The organism is Chryseobacterium sp. T20, from assembly GCF_047345655.1.
In the GTDB taxonomy this organism is placed as follows: Bacteria; Bacteroidota; Bacteroidia; order Flavobacteriales; family Weeksellaceae; genus Chryseobacterium.
Genome location: NZ_JBLFDU010000016.1, coordinates 67,876 through 88,670, shown reverse-complemented (window position 1 = coordinate 88,670; position 20,795 = coordinate 67,876). Strand labels below are relative to the sequence as shown.

15 protein-coding genes are annotated in these 20,795 nt (G+C 37.7%); 5 read left to right on the top strand and 10 right to left on the bottom strand.

Annotated features, from left to right (window positions below):
* Window positions 1-5: 5 nt before the first annotated feature.
* The 4 genes from ACMA47_RS23490 to ACMA47_RS23475 form a co-directional block, all read right to left on the bottom strand.
* Window positions 6-626: an alpha/beta hydrolase gene (locus ACMA47_RS23490; RefSeq protein WP_413931738.1), complete on the bottom strand. Its 621-nt coding sequence runs from the start codon at window positions 624-626 to the stop codon at window positions 6-8.
* A gap of 5 nt (window positions 627-631) precedes the next feature.
* Window positions 632-1,585, bottom strand: coding sequence for a VOC family protein (locus ACMA47_RS23485; protein WP_413931737.1), 954 nt, complete (start codon window positions 1,583-1,585; stop codon window positions 632-634).
* A gap of 178 nt (window positions 1,586-1,763) precedes the next feature.
* Window positions 1,764-2,060, bottom strand: coding sequence for a GNAT family N-acetyltransferase (locus tag ACMA47_RS23480; RefSeq protein WP_034696941.1), 297 nt, complete (start codon window positions 2,058-2,060; stop codon window positions 1,764-1,766).
* A 59-nt stretch (window positions 2,061-2,119) separates the two neighbouring features.
* The gene (locus tag ACMA47_RS23475; RefSeq protein WP_413931736.1) at window positions 2,120-3,052 is read right to left on the bottom strand and encodes a ring-cleaving dioxygenase; all 933 of its coding nucleotides are present in this window, start codon (window positions 3,050-3,052) and stop codon (window positions 2,120-2,122) included.
* A 573-nt stretch (window positions 3,053-3,625) separates the two neighbouring features.
* Here ACMA47_RS23475 and ACMA47_RS23470 point away from each other — a divergent pair.
* The 5 genes from ACMA47_RS23470 (at window position 3,626) to ACMA47_RS23450 (ending at window position 10,007) form a co-directional block, all read left to right on the top strand.
* Window positions 3,626-4,621 carry an EamA family transporter gene (locus tag ACMA47_RS23470; protein WP_413931735.1) on the top strand — a complete coding sequence of 332 codons (996 nt, stop codon included), beginning with the start codon at window positions 3,626-3,628 and terminating at the stop codon, window positions 4,619-4,621.
* 18 nt (window positions 4,622-4,639) lie between these two features.
* Window positions 4,640-5,668, top strand: coding sequence for a methionine ABC transporter ATP-binding protein (locus ACMA47_RS23465; protein WP_413931734.1), 1,029 nt, complete (start codon window positions 4,640-4,642; stop codon window positions 5,666-5,668).
* Window positions 5,661-6,317, top strand: a complete 657-nt coding sequence (gene metI / locus ACMA47_RS23460) for a methionine ABC transporter permease MetI (protein WP_413931733.1) — start codon at window positions 5,661-5,663, stop codon at window positions 6,315-6,317. Before ACMA47_RS23465 ends, metI begins: the two co-directional genes overlap by 8 nt.
* A 149-nt stretch (window positions 6,318-6,466) precedes the next feature.
* Window positions 6,467-7,276, top strand: a complete 810-nt coding sequence (gene metQ / locus ACMA47_RS23455) for a methionine ABC transporter substrate-binding lipoprotein MetQ (protein ID WP_413931732.1) — start codon at window positions 6,467-6,469, stop codon at window positions 7,274-7,276.
* A 466-nt stretch (window positions 7,277-7,742) separates the two neighbouring features.
* The gene (locus tag ACMA47_RS23450) at window positions 7,743-10,007 is read left to right on the top strand and encodes a glycoside hydrolase family 3 C-terminal domain-containing protein (RefSeq protein ID WP_413931731.1); all 2,265 of its coding nucleotides are present in this window, start codon (window positions 7,743-7,745) and stop codon (window positions 10,005-10,007) included.
* Window positions 10,008-10,682: 675 nt separating this feature from the next.
* On the opposite strand, the gene ACMA47_RS23445 is transcribed toward ACMA47_RS23450, so the two are convergent.
* The 6 genes from ACMA47_RS23445 to ACMA47_RS23420 all read right to left on the bottom strand — a co-directional run bounded on the left by ACMA47_RS23445 (window position 10,683) and on the right by ACMA47_RS23420 (window position 20,718).
* Complete coding sequence (locus ACMA47_RS23445) at window positions 10,683-12,869, bottom strand: TonB-dependent receptor domain-containing protein (RefSeq protein WP_413931730.1); 2,187 nt, start codon at window positions 12,867-12,869, stop codon at window positions 10,683-10,685.
* Window positions 12,870-13,249: 380 nt separating this feature from the next.
* Window positions 13,250-13,801, bottom strand: coding sequence for a DUF2652 domain-containing protein (locus tag ACMA47_RS23440; protein WP_413931729.1), 552 nt, complete (start codon window positions 13,799-13,801; stop codon window positions 13,250-13,252).
* Between the two features lie 59 nt (window positions 13,802-13,860).
* Window positions 13,861-15,273 carry an efflux transporter outer membrane subunit gene (locus tag ACMA47_RS23435; protein WP_413931728.1) on the bottom strand — a complete coding sequence of 471 codons (1,413 nt, stop codon included), beginning with the start codon at window positions 15,271-15,273 and terminating at the stop codon, window positions 13,861-13,863.
* A 16-nt stretch (window positions 15,274-15,289) separates the two neighbouring features.
* Window positions 15,290-18,430: an efflux RND transporter permease subunit gene (locus tag ACMA47_RS23430; protein WP_413931727.1), complete on the bottom strand. Its 3,141-nt coding sequence runs from the start codon at window positions 18,428-18,430 to the stop codon at window positions 15,290-15,292.
* 9 nt (window positions 18,431-18,439) lie between these two features.
* On the bottom strand, window positions 18,440-19,585 hold the full coding sequence (locus ACMA47_RS23425) for an efflux RND transporter periplasmic adaptor subunit (RefSeq protein ID WP_413931726.1): 1,146 nt from the start codon (window positions 19,583-19,585) through the stop codon (window positions 18,440-18,442).
* A 218-nt stretch (window positions 19,586-19,803) separates the two neighbouring features.
* Entirely contained in the window at window positions 19,804-20,718 is a 915-nt protein-coding gene (locus ACMA47_RS23420) for a helix-turn-helix domain-containing protein (RefSeq protein ID WP_413931725.1), read from the bottom strand.
* Between the last annotated feature and the right edge of the window lie 77 nt (window positions 20,719-20,795).

Sequence of the window (20,795 nt, the reverse complement as noted above, 5' to 3'; positions counted from 1 at the left end):
TTACATTATTTAAATATAACTGAATTAGCGATTTCAATTTCTTCCTCATTAATAGAGTGTCCGAAATTGGCATATACTTTTTCAGTTACCTCTGCATTCATTTCTCTTAAAATATTGGCTGTAGCATATACTCTTTCTATGGGAACATGAAAATCAGGGTTGCTGGTTCCCAGGAAAATTGGAGTTCCTGCAAAATCGCCTTTATAATTTTCACGGTTGATTTTATCTCCTATCACACCACCGATAATGGCAGTTGCTCCACCGAACTTCTGGGCATTACGGGCTAAAAATTCAAGGGTAAGACAGGCTCCCTGGGAAAATCCGAAAAAGTAGATGTTTTCAGGTTTAATTCCGGCATTGACAGCTGCTTTTACAGTTTCTTCAACCATTTCAAGGGCTGATGACAACCATGGTTCGTTTTGTTCTACCGGAGCTATAAATGAAAAAGGATACCAGGTGTGATTCAAAGCCTGTGGGGCTAGCAGTGCATAATCTTTTACATTCAAATGCTGGGATAAACTCAGAATATCCTGAGCACTTCCTCCGCGTCCGTGAACCATGATTAAAGCTTTTTCTGCCTTATTCAAAGATATTCCTGCTGTTTTTATATTTAAAATATGACTCATTATTTCTATCTGAATTTTTCTGTTGGATAATCGATTTTGGGAAGAACTTCTTTCAAACGTTCTCTTCTTTTTTCAAACTGTAACGGTAATTGCAAATCTTCTCCTAAAAATGCAGCTTCTTCATCTACATCGAACCCTGGGCCTGAAGTTGCTATTTCAAACAAAACGCCTCCCGGTTCTTTAAAATATACGGAAGTAAAATATTTTCTGTCTTTCACTTCGGTATGTTCCAATCCGTATGCATTTAATCTTTTTACCATTTCAAGCTGGGATTCTGCATCGGGAGTGGCAAAAGCTACGTGGTGAACGGTACCTCTTCCTGCTAATCCTTTCAAGGCATTTGGGGTAGAAAGCAGATCGACATATTTCCCCGGCATATTTTCTGTTCCCAATCTCAATCGGTCAGGGCTTTCTTTGATCACTTTATGATCCATCTGAGTGGTCAGAAGTGCTGCTGTTCTTTCATAAGCATCCTGCCAGATTTCCACATGATGAATTCCTTTTATCGCAAAATCTTTAGGAATATAACCGTTGTAATATCCTTTTCTTTCGTCTTTATCATTAAAAACCAATTCCAATCCCAATCCGTCAAAATCTTCAAGATAAATGAAAACTTCATCAGAAAATCTTTGCTGCGGCTGTTTGAAAGGGATATTGAATTGTTCCAGACGGTTCATCCAATAATCCAAAGCATCTATAGAAACTGAAAAAGCAGTGGTATTGAGCATTCCTTTACCATGTCTGCCATTGATCAGGTCTTTACCATAAGGAAAAGTAGTCATAATCGTTCCCGGTGTTCCGTATTCGTCACCAAAGTAAAAATGATAAACATCTGAATAATCAAAATTGACCGTTTTTTTAACTAAACGAAGTCCCAAAACTCCGGTATAAAAGTCTATATTTTCCTGTGCATTGCCGGTAATTGCCGTAACGTGATGCAATCCTGTGATAAGTTTCATTGTGATAAAATTGTTAATTGGTTATTATAATGGGAGACGAGATTTCGGGATTCGGGGTTCGGGTTGATAAGGTCGGGAGTAGCTTTATTCATCTTTTGTCTTTCACTTCTATTTTTTAGCCCAAGACATTAAAACCCTATTACTCTCTTACCCTCCGACTCTCAAGCTCTCAAACTCATTACAGCTCTTCCTTCAACCATACATCATTATATTCTTCCGGATGACGTTTGAACTGAGCGTGAACATAAGGACATAGCGGTAGAATTTTTAATTCATTTTCTCTTGCGTAGGAAACCAGTCTCTCCAGTAAAATTTTGGCAAAGCCTTTTCCTTCATATTCCGGGTTCACTTCGGTATGATAAACAGTCAGCTTTTTTCCAATGACTGATATGTCCATTTTACCTGCTTTATGATCGTCTGAGAAAAGCTGAATCTCACCTTTTCTTCCTTCTAAAACTATTTCTGTTCTTTCCATTTTTCTTGTTTTTAATTCTTAATTCAAAATTAGCATCTTTATAAAATATGACCGATGATCTATGATAAGTTCGGCAATACTCCTTGTATTTTCTCACGCATTCCTTCATATTGAACGGGAAGTTTAAGGTTGGTTCCCAATTCATTCAAAGGTTCATCCACAGTGAATCCCGGATTATCGGTTGCTATTTCAAACAAAACACCTCCCGGTTCACGGAAATACAGTGAGTAGAAATAATCTCTATTGATTTTCGGAGTAATGCTTAGTCCTGCGGATAAAGCTTTCTCACGATATTCCATCAAAACATTATCATCTTTTACTCTGAAGGCAATATGATGATTGGTTCCCGCTGCATTTCTTCCAGCCGGAATGGTATCATTTTCAATAATATCAACAATATTAGCGGTATCAATAGCATCAGTTGCCAATCTGTATCTTTCTCCCTCCTGTTTCTGCAAATCATACCCTAAAATATCGGTCAGAACTTTAATGGTAGGATCTGCTTTTTTTAAGGTTAAAGTAACATTGTGAAAACCTTTTAATGCATTTTCATCTTTGATATCGTCTGTTGTCCATACTTTTCTGTTGTCTTCAACTAGTGGTTCTATCAGCTGTAGCTGAAGACCGTCCGGATCTTTAAAAGAAATCATCTTCTCTCCAAATATTTCGCCTTCTTCTGTGGTTACATTGAGGCTTTGTAAATGATTTTTCCAGAAGTCAAGGCTTCCTTTCTGTACAGAATATCCGATATGAGTCGCCATTCCGCTTCCATTGGTTCCTTTTCCTATTCCTTCCCACGGAAAGAATGTAAGAATTGTTCCCGGAGTTCCGTTTTCATTTCCGAAATAAAAGTGATACGTTCCCGGATCGTCAAAATTTACAGTTTTCTTTACCAGTCTTACGCCTAAAACTTTGGTATAAAAATCTAAATTTCTTTTCGCGTTGTCTGCAATAGCAGTAATATGATGCAGACCTAAAATTCTATTGTCCATGTCTTTTAATTTTGATGCTAAATTACAGTGAACAGAAATCCTGTGCATTTAACTAGTTTAATAAATGCAAAACTCCGTTTTCGGAAATACATTTTAAATCATTTTTTAAACAGCCCACAACCAACTTTACACAATTATCAAAAAAATTAATTTATTTTACGTTTTTCACAACCTCACAAATCATTCAATTTCTATAATATTTGAATTAAGAAGCATAAAATATTGATAAACAGATTCAAATAAGTGAAAAATAAAAACATATAAAACACTAATAAACAATTAATTAAATGATTAACGATAATTTAATGTTTAAAAAGCCTACTTTTTTAGTGGACTAATAAAAATTATATTATATATTTGCAAACGTATTCAGGAAATAAGACAAAATGAAGGCAGAATTAAAATATAATTCAATGAAGAAACATACCATCAAAAATATGATGAAGGATATGTGTATGCCTATACATCAAGAATACTGTGGTTGACCTTACTTTTATTTAGATATATTTTCAAAGGCTTTACCACGTGGTAGAGCCTTTTTTCATTGAACACAACAACATTAAAAAAATAAAAATGAGCAATTCTAAAAACAAATGGTTAATTCCATTGGCGTTTACAAACATCTATGTGATATGGGGAATTACGTTTTTAGCTATTTCATTTGGCTTAAAAGGTTTTCCGCCATTCATTCTTTCCGGGTTAAGATTTCTGGTTGCCGGAATTCTGATGATAGGCTATCTTCTGTCTAAAGGAGAAAAAGCAAATTCTTTGATCAACTGGAAGAAAAATGCCATAACCGGTATTCTTATTCTTACCGGAGGAACCGGGCTTGTTGCCTGGGGAGAACAGTATGTAACGGCTTCTGAGGCGGCCATTTCTATTGCAACAGGACCATTCTGGTTCATTGCTATCGATAAGAAGAACTGGAAATATTATTTCTCAGATAAATTTATTCCGATAGGATTAGTGATCGGTTTCGTAGGGCTGATTATGTTTTTAAAAGGCAGCGTAAACTCCAGTGCTCATTCGATCGCTGACGGAAACCTGCGTATTACAGCATTTATAGTATTAGGATTAAGTTCCATTGCCTGGGTATTGGGTTCTTTATATTCAAAGAAAAATCCGGCATCCCAATCTACCTTTATGAATATTGCCCAACAGCTTATCGTTGCGGGATTAGCTTCTTTTCTCATCGCTTTTTTCAGAAAAGAATGGACTGATTTTTCAGTTTCTGCGGTTCCATTATCGGCATGGTTTGGGGTTCTATTTTTGATCTTCTTTGGATCGATAGTCGCTTATTTGTCGTACATTTGGCTTCTGTCCGTAAAACCCGCTGCTTTGGTAAGCACCCATACCTACATCAATCCTATTGTAACAGTGATTGCTGGGTGGATTGTTGCCAACCAAAGCATCAATGGAGGTCAGCTGTATGGTTTATTCATCATATTGTTGGGAGTACTTCTAACCAATGTCACCAAGTATTTCAGACTTTCAAAACGGGCCAAGGTCAAAATCAGAAGAGTAAGGAGATTTTTAAACAGAACAGGCAGAAGATATCAGCCTATTTAAAAAGTATATAAAATCAGAATGATAGAAATCAGAAACATATCAAAAACATTTCACCAGAAAAAACAGTCCTTTAAGGCACTGGATAAGGTGAGTCTTAATATAGATAAAGGAGATATCGTAGGAATTATCGGTTTTTCAGGTGCAGGAAAAAGCACGCTGATCCGTACGGTCAATTTATTGGAAAGACCGGACGAAGGACAGATCATTATTAATGGAAAGGATTTCACCAAACTTAGCTCCAAACAACTGGCTGAGGAGCGCAAAAAAATCGGAATGATCTTCCAGCATTTCAATCTTCTTTCTTCAAGAACTGTTTTTGATAATGTAGCTCTTCCATTGGAACTGGATCATACCAGCAAGGACGAAATCAACAGAAAAGTAAACGAACTTCTGAAGATTGTAGGACTTGAAGATAAAGCCAATGATTATCCAAAAAGCCTTTCCGGAGGACAGAAACAGAGAGTCGCCATTGCAAGGGCTTTGGCCAATGATCCTCACCTTCTGCTTTGTGATGAAGCAACAAGCGCACTGGATCCGGCTACCACGCAGTCTATTCTGCAGCTTTTAAGAGATATCAATCAGAGACTGGGAATTACCATCCTTTTAATTACCCACGAAATGGAAGTCATCAAAGCGGTCTGCAACCACGTTGCTGTGATCGATAAAGGAAAATTATTAACAAAAGGAACTTTAAGCGAGATTATTTCGGATAAAGAAAACCCGATCATCCGCCAGTTCATCAATTCAGACATCATGACCCTGCCACAGGAACTCAGTAACAGACTGCAGAAAGAGCCTAAAGAAGGTTTATTTCCGCTGGTCGAAATAGAACTTAACGAAAACATCAGTGTTGAACAGATTCTTTCAACGCTATACAACCAATATAAAATCCCTTATAAATTGTTAAAGGCAGATGTAGAGTATTTTGGAAATTCCAATTTCGGTAAACTACTTTTGCAGCTTCAGGGGGAAGCCGAAGAAAACCAACAGGCGATCTATTATTTCAACCAAAATAAAATTCAAAATACAGTAAAAGGATATGCTTAGTGATACGGTAATTGCCCTTTTGGCAAAAGGAACCTGGGAAACAGTTTACATGACATTTTTATCCGGATTTTTTGGATTTGTACTTGGACTTCCGGTAGGAATCATGTTATTTTTAACCAGAAAAGGACAACTGCTGGAAAATGCAGCCTACCATAGAGGATTATCTATTTTGGTTAATATTTTCCGTGCCATTCCTTTCATTATTCTGATTGTATGGATGATTCCTTTCACCAGAATTCTGGCAGGCACTTCTATTGGAGTGAATGCCGCTTTGGTTCCTCTAAGTGTGGGAGCTGCCCCTTTTATTGCAAGGCTTGTAGAGAACAGTCTAATTGAAGTTCCTCATGGTCTTATAGAAACAGCCAGAGCTTTGGGCGCTTCTCCATTACAGATTATCAGAAAAGTTTTGCTTCCTGAAGCACTTCCTTCATTAATCAATAATGCAACCATCACTCTGATTACTTTAGTAGGTTACTCTGCAATGGGTGGTGCTGTAGGAGCTGGCGGACTTGGACAGGTAGGTTACCAGTACGGATATATCGGATATGATATTGTTATTATGAACACCGTTTTGATTCTGCTTGTTCTTTTGGTTTTTATCATCCAGTTTATGGGTGACAGGTTGTCAAAAAGATTTGATCACAGGTAGTTTTTGGGTGAGAGGGTTTGAGAGTCGGAGTGTTTGAGAGTGGGAGTGTTTGAGTGTTTGAGATTCGGGGTGCGAGTTTCGGGATATGTGGATGGAAAAGATAAAAACTTTTTGCTCTTTCGCTTCAATAGTATTTAAATAAAAAAAGAATGAAAAAAATAAAGATTTTTGGTGTATTGGCTGCAGGAATTTTGTTATTCAGTGCCTGTTCAGGAAGAAAAGATGATCCGAACTTTATCCGTGTAGGAATTACTTACGGACCAGAACAGGAAATTGCCGAAGTGGCCAAAAAAGTAGCTAAAGACAAATACAATCTGGAAGTGGAATTGATTCCTTTCAACGATTATGTAGTTCCCAACGAAGCTTTGACCAACGGAGATATTGATGCCAATGCCTTTCAGCATATTCCTTATTTAACAGAACAGTCAAAGCAAAGAGGTTATAATCTTGTGCCTGTAGGAAATACATTTGTTTATCCTATTGTTGCCTACTCCAAAAAGATTACGAATATCAACCAATTACAGGAAGGCAATACGATTGTTATTCCCAATGACCCTACCAACGGAGGACGTTCTTTACTGCTTCTGCAGAAAAACGGTCTGCTGAAATTGAAAGATGGTGTCGGACTTCTGCCCAAAGTAACAGATATCACAGAAAACCCGAAACAACTGAAAATCATGGAGATTGAAGGCGCTCAGATCCCAAGGGTTCTGGAAGACAGAGATGTTGTTGTAGGGATTATCAATAACAATTTTGCTGCTCAGGCAGGGTTGGATCAGGAAAAACAAGGTATTCTTGTGGAAGATAAAGACTCACCTTATGTGAATGTAGTCGTTGCCAGACCAGATAATAAAAACAGCCAGAAAGTAAAAAACTTTGTAAAAGCCTATCAGTCTCCTGAAGTAGAAAAGAAAGCCAAAGAAATTTTCAAAGGAGGTGCTGTGAAAGGATGGGATTGATGAGTGAGAGCGTTTAAGTGTGGGAGAGTTTGAGGGTTTGAGGGTTTTAGAGTATTAGAGTTATGAGAGTGGATTCTAGATTCGGGATACGAGTTGGAGGGTAAGAGGGTTTGAGTGTAGATTCCTTCGGAATGGACAAACTACACGCTATATCTATACATCTGCATTGTCATTCCGTAGGAATCTAGACACTGTGTTAGGAGCGTAAGATTCGAGGTGTTGAATGAAAGTTTACGAGAGTAACTTCATTCGTTTTTTATCATTTTGCAATTTTGCTTTCAGCCTTTTCACTTTTATGTTTCCCTATCAACTTCTCTTCATTTTTTCTCGTAATAATTAAAAATATTTAATAATAAACTGTCTGCAAATTGGTAGACGGTTTTTTATTCGCTAAAATTTTATTTTCTCAATTTGAGATAATAAAAAATTTTCTTTATTTTTGCTGTAAATCAAATAGAAAGGCATTATGTTAAAGAAAACCGTCATTATAAGTTTACTCACCTTTATTTCTGCTTCTTATATGGCTCAGACAAGTAGTACTCTCCCCGCTTATTTAGATGAATCAAAACCTGTAGAACAGCGTATTCAGGATGCATTATCAAGAATGACACTGGAAGAAAAAGTGGCCATGCTTCATGCACAGTCGAAATTCAGTTCTCCGGGTGTTCCGAGATTGGGAATTCCTGAATTCTGGACAACAGACGGTCCTCACGGAGTTCGTCCTGAGGTAATGTGGGACGAATGGGATCAGGCCGGATGGACCAACGACTCTATTATCGCCTACCCTGCCCTGACTGCTTTATCCGCAACCTGGAATAAAAAAATGTCATGGAACTATGGGAAAGCGTTAGGTGAAGAAGCCCGCTACAGAAAAAAAGATATTCTTCTGGGACCTGGGGTTAATATTTACAGAACTCCTTTGAACGGAAGAAATTTTGAATACATGGGTGAAGATCCTTATCTGACTTCAAAGATGGTAGTTCCTTATATTAAAGGAGTGCAATCTAACGGAGTAGCCACTTCTGTAAAACATTTTGCCCTGAATAATCAGGAAATGTTCCGCCATACAAGCAATGTCAATGTAGATGACAGAGCGTTGTATGAAATTTATCTACCTCCTTTCAAAGCAGCTGTAACAGAGGGGGATTCATGGACGATTATGGGTGCTTATGATATGTACAAAGGTCAGTATGCCAGCCAGAATCAGTATCTTTTAAATGATATTTTAAAGAAAGAATGGAACTATAAAGGGGTTGTGGTATCCGACTGGGGTGCTGTCAACAATACTGAACAGGCCATTCATAACGGACTTGATCTTGAATTCGGATCATGGACCAACGGACTTTCCGCAGGAACTAAAAATGCCTATGACAACTACTATCTGGCAAAGCCTTATCTTGATTTGATTAAAGCAGGAAAAGTAGGCACCAAAGAACTGGATGACAAAGTAACAAGATTACTTCGTCTTGCTTATAAAACTACGATGAACCGCAACAAGCCTTTCGGGAATATTGCTTCCGAAGAGCATAAAGCGGTTGCCAAAGAAATTGGAGAAGAAGGAATTGTTTTATTAAAAAATCAGGGAAATGTTCTTCCTATTGATCTTAATAAGGCTAAAAAAATAGCGGTTATCGGAGAAAATGCCATCAAAATAATGACTGTTGGCGGTGGTTCTTCTTCATTAAAAGTAAAATATGAAACACTTCCTTTAGACGGAATCAAAACCAGATTTGGAAAACAAGCTGATGTACAGTATGCAAGAGGTTATGTAGGCGATATCGGAGGTGAATACAATGGCGTAAAATCAGGACAGGATTTAAAAGACACCCGTTCTGAAGCCGAATTATTGAATGAAGCTGTAGAATTAGCTAAAAAATCGGATTATGTAATTTTCGTAGGAGGATTGAATAAAGCAGACTTCCAGGACAGTGAAGGAAACGACAGAAAAAGCTACGGATTACCCTATAATCAAGATCACGTGATTTCTGCTCTTGCCAAAGCGAATAAAAACCTTGCTGTGGTTTTAGTTTCCGGAAATGCTGTGGCAATGCCTTGGATCAAGGAAGTTCCAACGGTTGTACAAGCCTGGTATCTGGGTTCTGAAGCCGGAAATTCTATTGCTGCCATTTTAGCCGGAGATGCCAACCCATCAGGAAAATTGCCGTTTACCTTCCCTGTAAAACTTGAAGACAATTCCGCCCATCAGCTTGGAGAATATCCGGGACAAAAGGATGAGTTGGCCGCAGGAAAAGGAAAAGATCAGAAAAATCCTATCAATATTACTTACAATGAAAGCATTTTTGTAGGGTATCGTTGGCATGACACGAAGAATATAAAACCTCTTTTCAGTTTCGGACACGGATTGAGTTATACCACTTTTGAATTCGGAAAAGCGAAAGCAGACCAGACTACAATTTCACAAGACGGTAAAATCACATTTACAGTAACCGTTAAAAATACAGGTAAAAAAGCAGGAGCTGAAGTGGCTCAGCTTTATATCAGTGATTTAAAATCTTCTGTTCCACGCCCAGCAAAAGAGCTGAAAGGTTTTGAAAAAGTATATCTGAATCCGGGAGAACAAAAAGAAGTAAGTTTCACCATTGATAAAACAGCTCTAAGTTATTTTGATGCTCAAAAACACGATTGGGTAGCTGAACCGGGAGACTTTGAAGCACAGATTGGAAATTCTTCTGACGCTATTAAAACTAAAGTGAAGTTTACCCTTAAATAAATGGGAAATTCATTTGAGAAGATATTCTCAAATGAATTTCCCATTTATATTAATTTATTTGGTTGAATGAAACAGATCCCGGATTGGGGTCTGTTTTTTTATTTCTCCTTTTTTGTGGATGCTAAACTTATCAGAGTTTTTCTAACGCAAAGTTTTTAATAAAAAAGTAATATTTTTAAGGGAGCTAAGAAAGCAACTTTGTTGCTTACGAAGGATTATGATTGTACGTTCGCTTAGAAAGAATCAATTACATTGATTCAAGTCTTTGCTTCCTTTAAATAATAAGAAATTCAGATAAAAACTTTGCGTTAAAAATGTATTCTTTTTTCTCACAGATCACGGAAATTTCACGGATCTTTTAAAATCTGCTTAATTTGCTAAATCTGCGAGAGATTTTTTTAAACCATTAAGGAGACTTAAAGTTTTAAGGAACATGAAGGTTCAAATAAATTTGAATGAAGCAGTATACCTAAAAAATGTCTTTAGACATTCCCTTAATACTCTTAACAGCTTAATATATTCTTAATGGTTTAATAATTTCGATACAAGTATCAAGGATCTACTTCATTACTTCTCTCTTCTCTCTTCTCTCTTCTAGCTTCTAGCTTCCAGCCAAAAATAAAAAGCAGATTCCAATTTGAAACCTGCTTTCATTTTTATCTAACAAAGCCTGAATTATTTTCCGCCGCCACCGTTTTTCTCAACGTCGGTTTTTGTATTTTCTTTTACTTTCTGGTTTCCGAAACGTTTTACGAAAGTAAGGGAAACACCATACCAGTCCCATTTTGAGTACTCTCTGAAAGTTCCGTCGGGGCTATAAGTCGTGTTATCACCGTAAGGTCTTTTAAAGATATTCATCAGCTGCATGCTTAGCTCCATCTGTGTTTTCGGGAATATTTTGGTCACTGAAATATTATGGAAAACATTGGTGTTGTTGGCATATGAATTTCCGTTATTCTGGTTGGCCAATTCTACCCAAGCACTTAGATTAATATTTTTATTGAAAAGATTCGTGTAGGATACGTTGGCAGAAGCTCCCCAATAACTGATATAGTCTTTACCCCTTAGATCATTCTTTTGGTTGAAATCCTTATTATTAATGTAATACCATCCGAATCCGGCATTCACATTCAGTTTATTTTTCAGGAAATTCTGATTGGTATTGGCAAAAAGGTAATATTTCTCAACTTTTCCATCGAAGTTCCCCGGCAATGAAACCGTTCTTCCGTTTTCCGTAACATAAGTTGTCCAGTAATCCTGATTGGTATGCATATATCTTGCAGAGATAAAATACTTTTTCAGGATTCCTAATTTCATATACAATCGGTCATTCGGATTGGGATTCAGATAAAGATTTCCTCTGGAATAGGTCCCGTTAATTTCAGGAACGAGGAAAGGATTAAATTCAGAATACCAAGGTCTCCAGATGCTTCGGTTATAGGTAAGACTTAAGTCAAATTTCTCTGAAAAATTATATTTCAGCAATAAATTGGGAAGAAAAGTTCCATATGAATCTTTTCTCTCTGTCCCCGCAACATCCTGTCTTACTTTATAATCAATATATTCATAACGTACTCCGATTCTTGTTTCCAGTTTTTTGAAGAATGTCTTACTATAGTTGGCATATAAAGAGCTTAAATTGTCCTCATAATGAAAGGTATCATTTCTCGCAAGATTGTAATATTCTGAGTTACTATCATTCATACTGAATCCATACAGGCTATTAGGAATAACATGGTTATTAATTTCCGTTTTCCCTCCTACTTCCATCGTACCTCCTGATTTCCCTAAAGGCTGGGTATAATCTACTTTCAGATAATAATTACGCATCTGATTTGAACTGATAACTCCTAGCTGCTGATTTGAGCTGCCAGTCTGATTATTAATTTGCTTATCAATTAAATTGTCATTGTCATTGCTGGAGTAATTGGTTCCTAAATTAATATCTAAGATTCTGTTCTTTTCTTTATCATAATATTTGTAGAAAGCATTGGTTCCCAGATTACGGTTGAATCCCCATGTATTCTGAGTCTGAAGAAAAGAGTCTCCAGGCTCTCCGTTATTGAAGATCATCCCATTAGATTCTGACAAAGACAAATTTCTGCTCTGTGAATATTCTGCTACAAATCCGATATTATTTTTATCATTCAGTTCAAATTCTGAAGTGGAAGAAATAGACGGACTTTCGTTTCTCATCACATTCTCCAAATTAAACTGAGTCAGTTTATTTGTTGCATAACGATTGTCCCATGTTTGAGTCTTTTGTACATAATTTCCGCTATTGTAGCCTCCTATAAAGGTTTGGGTAAACTTTTTCTTATGATAGTTCAGGTTGAAGTTCGTGTATTGTGAGTTCTTCGTACTTTGTCTGTTGTTGAGGGAGATGCTTCCTTTTATTCCTTCATCATCTCTTTTTTTAAGGACAATATTGATAACGGATCCTGAAGTTTCATAACGGGAAGATGGGCTGGTAATCACTTCAATTTTCATCAGGTTATCAGCTGGAATTGTTTTAAGATATTCCTTCAATTCTTTCCCTGTAAAAACCGATTTCCTGTCATTGATGTATACCGTTACCATTTGCCCTTCGGCTTTTACCTCATCATTGTTATCAATACTTACCAAAGGTGTCATTCTAAGAACATCCCATGTTGTATTTCCTGCCAGAATTGCACTGTTGGCTACATTGAATACAGTTCTGTCTATTTTCGATTCTACTGTTGGTTTTCTGGCTACCAGTGTAACAGCTTCTATTTCTTTTGCATTTCCTTTTACAGTATCGTTGGCTGCCGGAGCTGGAGCTTGCTGAGCCATTGCTAATGAGCCGGTTAATAGTGCTATTGGAAATAATAGTATTTTCATGTGAAATTATAGTTTTATCTATAAGACCACTATCTTCATAATTTCGTTACATCAAAAAAGAAAAAAATTAAAATAAATACTTAACTACCAACAACATATCAGTACCAAATTTAAACATAAATTCAAAAACAGTACACATTATTCAATAAAAAGACACAATATAAATCACCTTAATAATAAATATTCTTAAAAAAGCATTTTATACACAATTTTAAATCCACTTAAAAAAGTTTTAAAATCCATGATAATTATATGAATATTTTACTTCCAATTTATATCAATCAATTTTTATTCAAAGGTATCCCCATAAAAAAAGCCCGGATCTCACCCGGGCCGCTAGCAATAGCAAATTTACAAGGAATGATATTAAAAAATATATGCTAGTTTAAATTTTCAAAATAGTGGATAACACCTACTTCCGGCAAATGAAGCGGATCTTTATTAAAATCAGACTCCTTATTTTTACTGCTTTCCAGGAATGAATTACTGAAAAGTGCATAAGAAGGCTGTTCTGCCACTCCGTTTTTCAAAAGCTGATGGGCTTCCACAATGGTTTTTCCATATAATTTTCTGAAGTTTCCAATATTGTACTGTGAGAAGGATCCGTAATGAACAATAAACTTGAGAGCCAGATCAATTTTCGTACTCAAACTCTTACTTAACTCTTCTATCTTCCTGTTGAAGGCACTTCTCATCTTCCACAACATGGTTGAAATACTCTGGTAGGATGGATTTTCATCATAACGGTAAAATAAAATGGCATCTCCCTCAATCTCGGAAATTTCAAAATACTGATCGTTCACATCAATCAGTGTAGACAATAATTGTCTCACAATATACTCACCTGTGTACAATTTTGTATTGAACACAAATTCGGTAAATCCGCTGAAATCCGGAATGAGAATGATCCCCTCTTGTATATTTGTCTTCATAATGATAATGGATTAAAAACCTGCTTCGTCATTAGAGACGAAACAGATTCAATTTTACTTTATTGCCATCCGCCTCCTACAGAACGGTACAGCGCTGTAATGGCATTCAGTCTCTGGGTTTTCAGAGAAGCCAGGTCTAATTCTGCCTGAAGTTTATTCGTTTGTGCGATAATCACTTCTACATAAGTTGCTGAATTGTATTTAAATAACAAATCCGCTTTCTTCACTGCTTCACCAGATTTTACGGCCAAACCTTCTGCAATCTTCTGCTGTTCTTCCAACTTTTGGATCTGTACCAATGCATCAGAAACTTCGCCTACCGCTTTTAAAACAGACTGCTTAAAGTTGATTTCCGCCTGATCAGCCAATACTTTAGACTGTTCATACTGTGTTTTCAACTGTTTTCCATTCAAAATAGGCTGCGCGACAGCTCCCGCCACCATTCCGAAAAGAGATCCCGGAACACTGAACCATTTGCTGATCTGGAAGGCATTCACTCCGCCCTGCGCTGTAATATTTAAGGAAGGATACATACTCATTCTTGCCACATGAATGGCTGCTGCACTTTTTCTGACTTCAAATTCTGCCGTTTTAATATCCGGTCTGTAGCTTAATAATTCAGAAGGAATTCCTGCAGCCATCTGATCCGGAGACTGTACATTGTTCAGGCTTGCACTTCTTTCAATTTTTCCCGGCATAGAACCCGTTAACAGGCTCAAAGCATTTTCCTGAGTGGTCACAGAGCTTTCAATAGCGGGAATTGATTTCAGAATCTGATCTTTTACAATTTCCTGTTGCTGTACTGCCAAAGCTGTTGTCAAACCAAGTTCCTGCTGTTTGGTCAGAAACTTCAAAGTATTATCCGCATACGCCAGATTGGATTTGGTAATTTCCAGCTGAGTATCCAGCATTAATAAATTATAATATCCTTGTACAACCGCAGATACAACCTGAGTTTTTACCGCTTTTGCCGCTTCCTGTGTTTTAAGATATTCGACCAAAGCCTGTTCTTTTCTACCTTTGATTTTACCCCAGATATCAGCTTCCCATGAGAAACTCAGAGAAGTTGTATAATCTTCCATATACCTTTTTCCCATAAACTGCCCGGCCATCATCCCGTTCATACTGTTATCTGAAGGACGGTTGATATTGGCATTAGCAGAAGCACTTACAGTCGGGATATTGGCCCATTTGCTCTGATTATAAGCCAGTGAGGCAAATTCTATCTGTTTTAAAGCCACCTGAAGATCATTATTCTGCACCATTGCTTTATCAATTAATCCTACCAACACTGGATCTTTGAAGAAGTCTTTATAACTTATTTTAGCAATATTCTCCTGAGAATCCACCACAATACTATCACTTCTGAAAGCTTCCGGCATTTTTATTTCAGGCTGTTCATATTTCTGAACCTTACAGGAGATTGCTGTTCCGGAAATGAATGCGATATATGCTATATTTTTAATTTTCATTTTAAAATCATTTGAATTAATATTCCCAATCTGCATCGGTTACTACTCTTCCGTTGATTCTTTCATGCAATGCCTGGAATACCACAAAAAGAACAGGAACTACAAAAATCCCTAAGATGGTTCCGAAAAGCATCCCTGAAATGGCTGCATATCCGATGGAATGGTTCCCCATCGCTGAAGGACCTACCACAAATAACAATGGAAGTAACCCGGTAATAAATGCAAGGGAAGTCATTAAAATAGGTCGTAAACGAGCTTTAGCTCCTTCTACTGCAGATGCAATAAGGCTTTTCCCAGCTCTACGTCTCTGAATCGCAAATTCTACGATCAGGATACCATTTTTCGCCAGCAATCCGATCAGCATGACCAAAGCAATCTGTACATAAATATTATTGGAAAGTTCCGCAAACGTAATTCCTACAAATACTCCTGAAAGTCCTACCGGAATCGCAATCAATACTGCAAGCGGAAGAATATAACTTTCATACTGCGCAGATAAAAGGAAGAATACAAATACAATACATAATCCGAAAATCATGACAGATTGAGAGCTTGAACCTGCTTCTTCACGGCTCATTCCTTTATAATCGTATGTATATCCCGGAGGAAGTACCTGCTTACTTACTTCTTCAATCGCAGCCATAGCCTGTCCGGTACTGTATCCCGGAGCTGCCATCACGGTTAAATTGGAAGAATTAAATAAGTTAAAACGATCTACCACTTCAGCGCCTGTAACCTGTTTCAGACTTACCAATGTATTGATAGGAACCATCTGGCCCAGATTATTTTTAACGAAAATTCCGTTCAGGGATTCTTTATCCTGTCTTGTTTCCGGTGTAGACTGCACCAATACTCTGTAATATTTCCCGAATCTGTTGAAATCAGAAGCCTGAATACTTCCATAATATCCCTGCATTACGCCTAAGACATCAGAAACATTTACTCCAAGCTGAGCAGATTTCACCTCATCTACAAGCACTTCAAACTGCGGATAGGTAACATCAAACGTGGTAAATGCCACTGCTACTTCCGGTCTCTGCATTAAAGCACCCATCATTCCATAGGAGATATTTCCTAAATTCTGAAGTTCTCCGTTGGTACGATCCTGAAGCACAAGCTCCATTCCGCTGGTATTTCCGAAACCATCTACCGTTGGCGTATTGATCACAAGGAAATTGGCTCTTTTATCCTGAGAAAGCATTCCCTGGGTTTGTCCGATAATGTCATTGATATTATTAACAGCACCTCTCTCGCCTCCTTTTTTTAATTTAACGAAAATAGAAGCTGCCGAAGATGACATGGAACCACTGAATAAGTTCAGTCCGTCTACTGAAATCACTTTGTCCACTGCCGGATTTTTCATTAAAAGATCTTCCGTATCAGAAACAACTTTAGAGGTTCTGTCCTTTGAAGCTCCGGGAGCAAGGTTAGCGGTTACAATAATAAAACTCTGGTCTTCATCCGGAATAAACCCTTTAGGTGTTGTCATAGACATCCATGCAAACAATCCTCCGAAAGCTACAATAATAACCAAAGCCACCCATTTTCTTTTTAAAAGGAATAATACCGCTTTTCCATAACGGAAAGTCAGTTTATTGAAGCTTGCATTGAAACCTGCAAAGAAACGGTCTTTGAAATTCATTTTCTCATGCGTTCCCGGATGATGTTGTTTTAAGAATAAAGCACACAAAGCCGGACTCAGTGTCAATGCATTAATTGCTGAAATTACAATCGCAATCGCCAGTGTCAGTGCAAACTGTTGATAGAATAGTCCCGTAGAACCACTCATAAAAGCTACCGGAACGAATACGGCAGACATAATCAATGTAATCGAAACAATCGCTCCTGTGATCTCACTCATGGCCGACATGGTTGCTGCTCTCGGGTTGAGTTTTTTATGCTCCATTTTAGCATGAACAGCTTCTACGACTACAATGGCATCATCCACCACAATACCAATCGCCAACACTAATGCGAACAAGGTCAGAATATTGATAGAGAATCCGAAAACCTTCATAAAGAAGAATGTTCCCACAATCGATACCGGAACTGCAATTGCCGGAATCAGCGTAGAGCGGAAATCCTGAAGGAAGATATACACCACAATAAATACCAGAATAAAGGCTTCTATCAGGGTATGAATTACCTGTTCTATGGATTGATCCAGGGCATCTTTTGTAGCATAAGGAATTTCATAATCCATTCCTGCCGGAAAAGATTTTTCCAGCTCCTTCATTCTTTCCTGAAGGGCGATCTGTACTTCATTGGCATTGGATCCTGCCATCTGGAAGATCGCCATCGTTACGGATGCTTTTTTATTATAATTCGAAGAAACCGTATAACTGTATGCTCCGAATTCTACTTTGGCAATGTCTTTTAATTTTAAAACAGAACCATCATTCAATGCTTTGATCGTGATATTTTCATATTGCTCTGGCTCTGTAAATTTTCCTTTATAGCGAAGCACGTATTCCATCACTTCTTTACTTCTTTCCCCTAATCTTCCGGGTGCTGCTTCAAGGTTTTGGGTCTGAATAGCACGGGAAACATCAGATGGGGTAAGATTGTACGAAGTCAGTTTATTCGGATCCAACCAGATACGCATAGAATAGTCTTTATTTCCGTATACCATGGCATCTCCTACTCCTTTTACCCTTTTCAGTTCCGGAACGATATTGATTTTCGCATAGTTTTCAAGGAAAAGATCACTCATCGTACCGTCTTTACTGGTCAAAGAGACCATGGCAATCATACTGTTCTGTCTTTTCACCGTAGTGATTCCAGCCTGAATTACCTCAGCAGGAAGCTGGTTGGTCACCTGTGCCACTCTGTTCTGAACGTTAATGGCTGCCTGATCAGGATCTGTTCCCAATTTGAAAATAACCGTAATACTCAACGTACCGTCATTACTCGCTGTGGAAGTAATATAATCCATATTCTCCACTCCATTGATAGCATTTTCCAAAGGTGGTGCTACAGACCTTGCAATAGTCTCAGCATTAGCTCCCGGATAAGCAGCTGTTACCATAACGGTAGGAGGCGCAATGTCCGGAAATTTTGTAATCGGAAGGCTTACCATCCCGACGATCCCCAGAATAACAAGCAATACGGAGATAACCGTTGCCAGTACGGGTCTTTTTATAATTTTCTTTAACATGATTTCTTCTTAGGATTTTTTCTGTTGAGCATTTTTCTTTTGTGCCACGACAGGAGTTCCCGGCTGTAATCGGTCAAAACCGCTGGTGATATATTCATCTCCAGCCTTAAGTCCTTTGGCTACAATGAAATTGTCCCCGGCTTTTCCATTCACTTCTACAGGTAGCATGGCTGCTTTCCCACCCTGAATGGTGAATACAAAAACTTTATCCTGAATGGTTCTGGTAGAAGCAATCGGAAGTAAAACAACATTGCTGTAGAACTGATCCAGTACAATTTTTCCGGTGTTTCCGCTTCTCAAAAGATTGTTGGGATTGTTGAATTTTGCTCTTAGCGTGATTGATCCGGTTGTTTTATTAAACTGACCTTCCACCGCATCAATCTTTCCTGTCTCAGCATATTTCTCACCTCCTGAAAGCAATAGTGAAACTGCCGGAGTATTTTTGATCACCTCATCAATACTGCTTCCTGTATACTGCTTCTGGAAATTATTAAAATCATTTTCACTCAGACTGAAGTAGGTATATACCTGATGAATGTCTGACAATAAAGTAATCGGCTCCTGATTACCCGGTGTCATTAAACTTCCCAGACGATAGTTGAATCTTCCGATAAATCCGCTTACCGGAGCTTTAATGGTAGAGAAATTAAGATTGATTTTTGCGGATTCAATGGTTGAGGTAGACTGACTTACCGCTCCACGTGCCGCATTATAAGCCGCTTCAGCTTCTTTTACCTGAATTTCGGAAACCATTTTGTTTCTGAACAGTTCTTTTTTTCTGTCCAGATCAATTTTAGAAGTGGAAAGATTCGCCTGAGCAGTAATCAAAGATGCCTGAGCACTTTTCAGCTGTTCACGGAAAACCTGATCTTCAATTTTGAACAACGGCTGACCTGCCCTCACAAAGTCACCTTCATCTACAAAAATTTTGCTTAAATATCCTGTTACCTGAGGTCTGATTTCCACATTGGAAACCCCCTCGATAGATGCTGCATATTCTCTGGAAACAGAAGCGTCTCCCTGTGTTACTTTGGCCACAGGCAATTCCGGCGCCTGCTGCTGATAGCCCTGGTTTTGATTATTTTTCCTGCACCCTGCCAATACGATCAGTGAGAGGAAAAGTAGAGTCGATTTTTGAATAAAAAATCTTTGCATAACAATAGTCCTTTTAAATTTTCCGCACAAAAATCGAACGAAAAAAATTCAATAGGATTATTCGAAAAACTCCTTGTTTTGTCAAAAAGACTCCTAATTTTGAAAAACATGAGAAATATCATTCATAGACAATATAAATGACACTATTCGCTATTTTTAATCGAAATAATAGTTGAAATTTGGCAAAAAGACGTCTTAAAAACACAAACTACTGATTATCAATACAAATCATCTTTTTTATATTCCAATGGAGACCTTCCCGCGTGTTTTTTAAAAAACTTACTAAAAGACGCCTGATCTGAAAAACTCAGCTTTGATGCGACCTCACTGACATTCAGGTTGGGATTTTTCAGCAGCAGCCTGGCTTCTACAGCCAATACCTGATGGATAATATCTCTCGGGGATTTAAAGACCGTTTTATTGATCACTTTGGTAAGGTATTTACGGCTGATAAAAAGTTTATCGGCATAGAACTGAACGTTGTGTTCTTCTTTGAAATGATCCTGAACAAGTTTAAAGAAACTTGTCGTCAACTCATCTTCTCTATGGGTAACCGGATGAGGTCTTTCCGTTTTCTTGAAATAATTATCAATTTCGTAAATCACCAGTGAAAAGTGGTGCCATATCATTTCTTTGAAATAATAATTCTCTTTTTCTTTATCATTTAAAACCTTCAATTCGTCGAGATGGAAATTCACTTTCCTGTAGACGTCCGGTTCATTCCTGATGATATTGGCCGGATCAGAAGATAAACTCTTGAGAACATTATTTGATTTATAATTAAAGCCTGCATCGGATATAAAGTTCAGCGAAAAGAAAATATATTTAGCATTGTAATCTTCTGTAATTTCATCCAACCAAAACGTTTCCAGCATGGGACAAAAAATAATATCGCCTTTGGTCACGCTATAACTCTTATCATCCAACCTGAATGTAACCCCTCCTTTCTGTATCATAAAAATGCAGAAATAATCGGAACGATAAGGCATATTAGGTTGTATAATGTAGTTGGCCTTATCAATTTCCATCACCACAAATTCCTTGATTCTAAGATCAAACTCTACCTGCTGAAGTACTTCATCAAAGGCCAGCTGGGAAACAAAATCAGGTTTTGGTTGGGATTTTTTAGGCATTGGAAAGAAAATTAAACACGAAGGTAGTGGAAAAAGGAAAAAGAGCCAAAAAGCCCAATCATCGATTTCACTTTTTA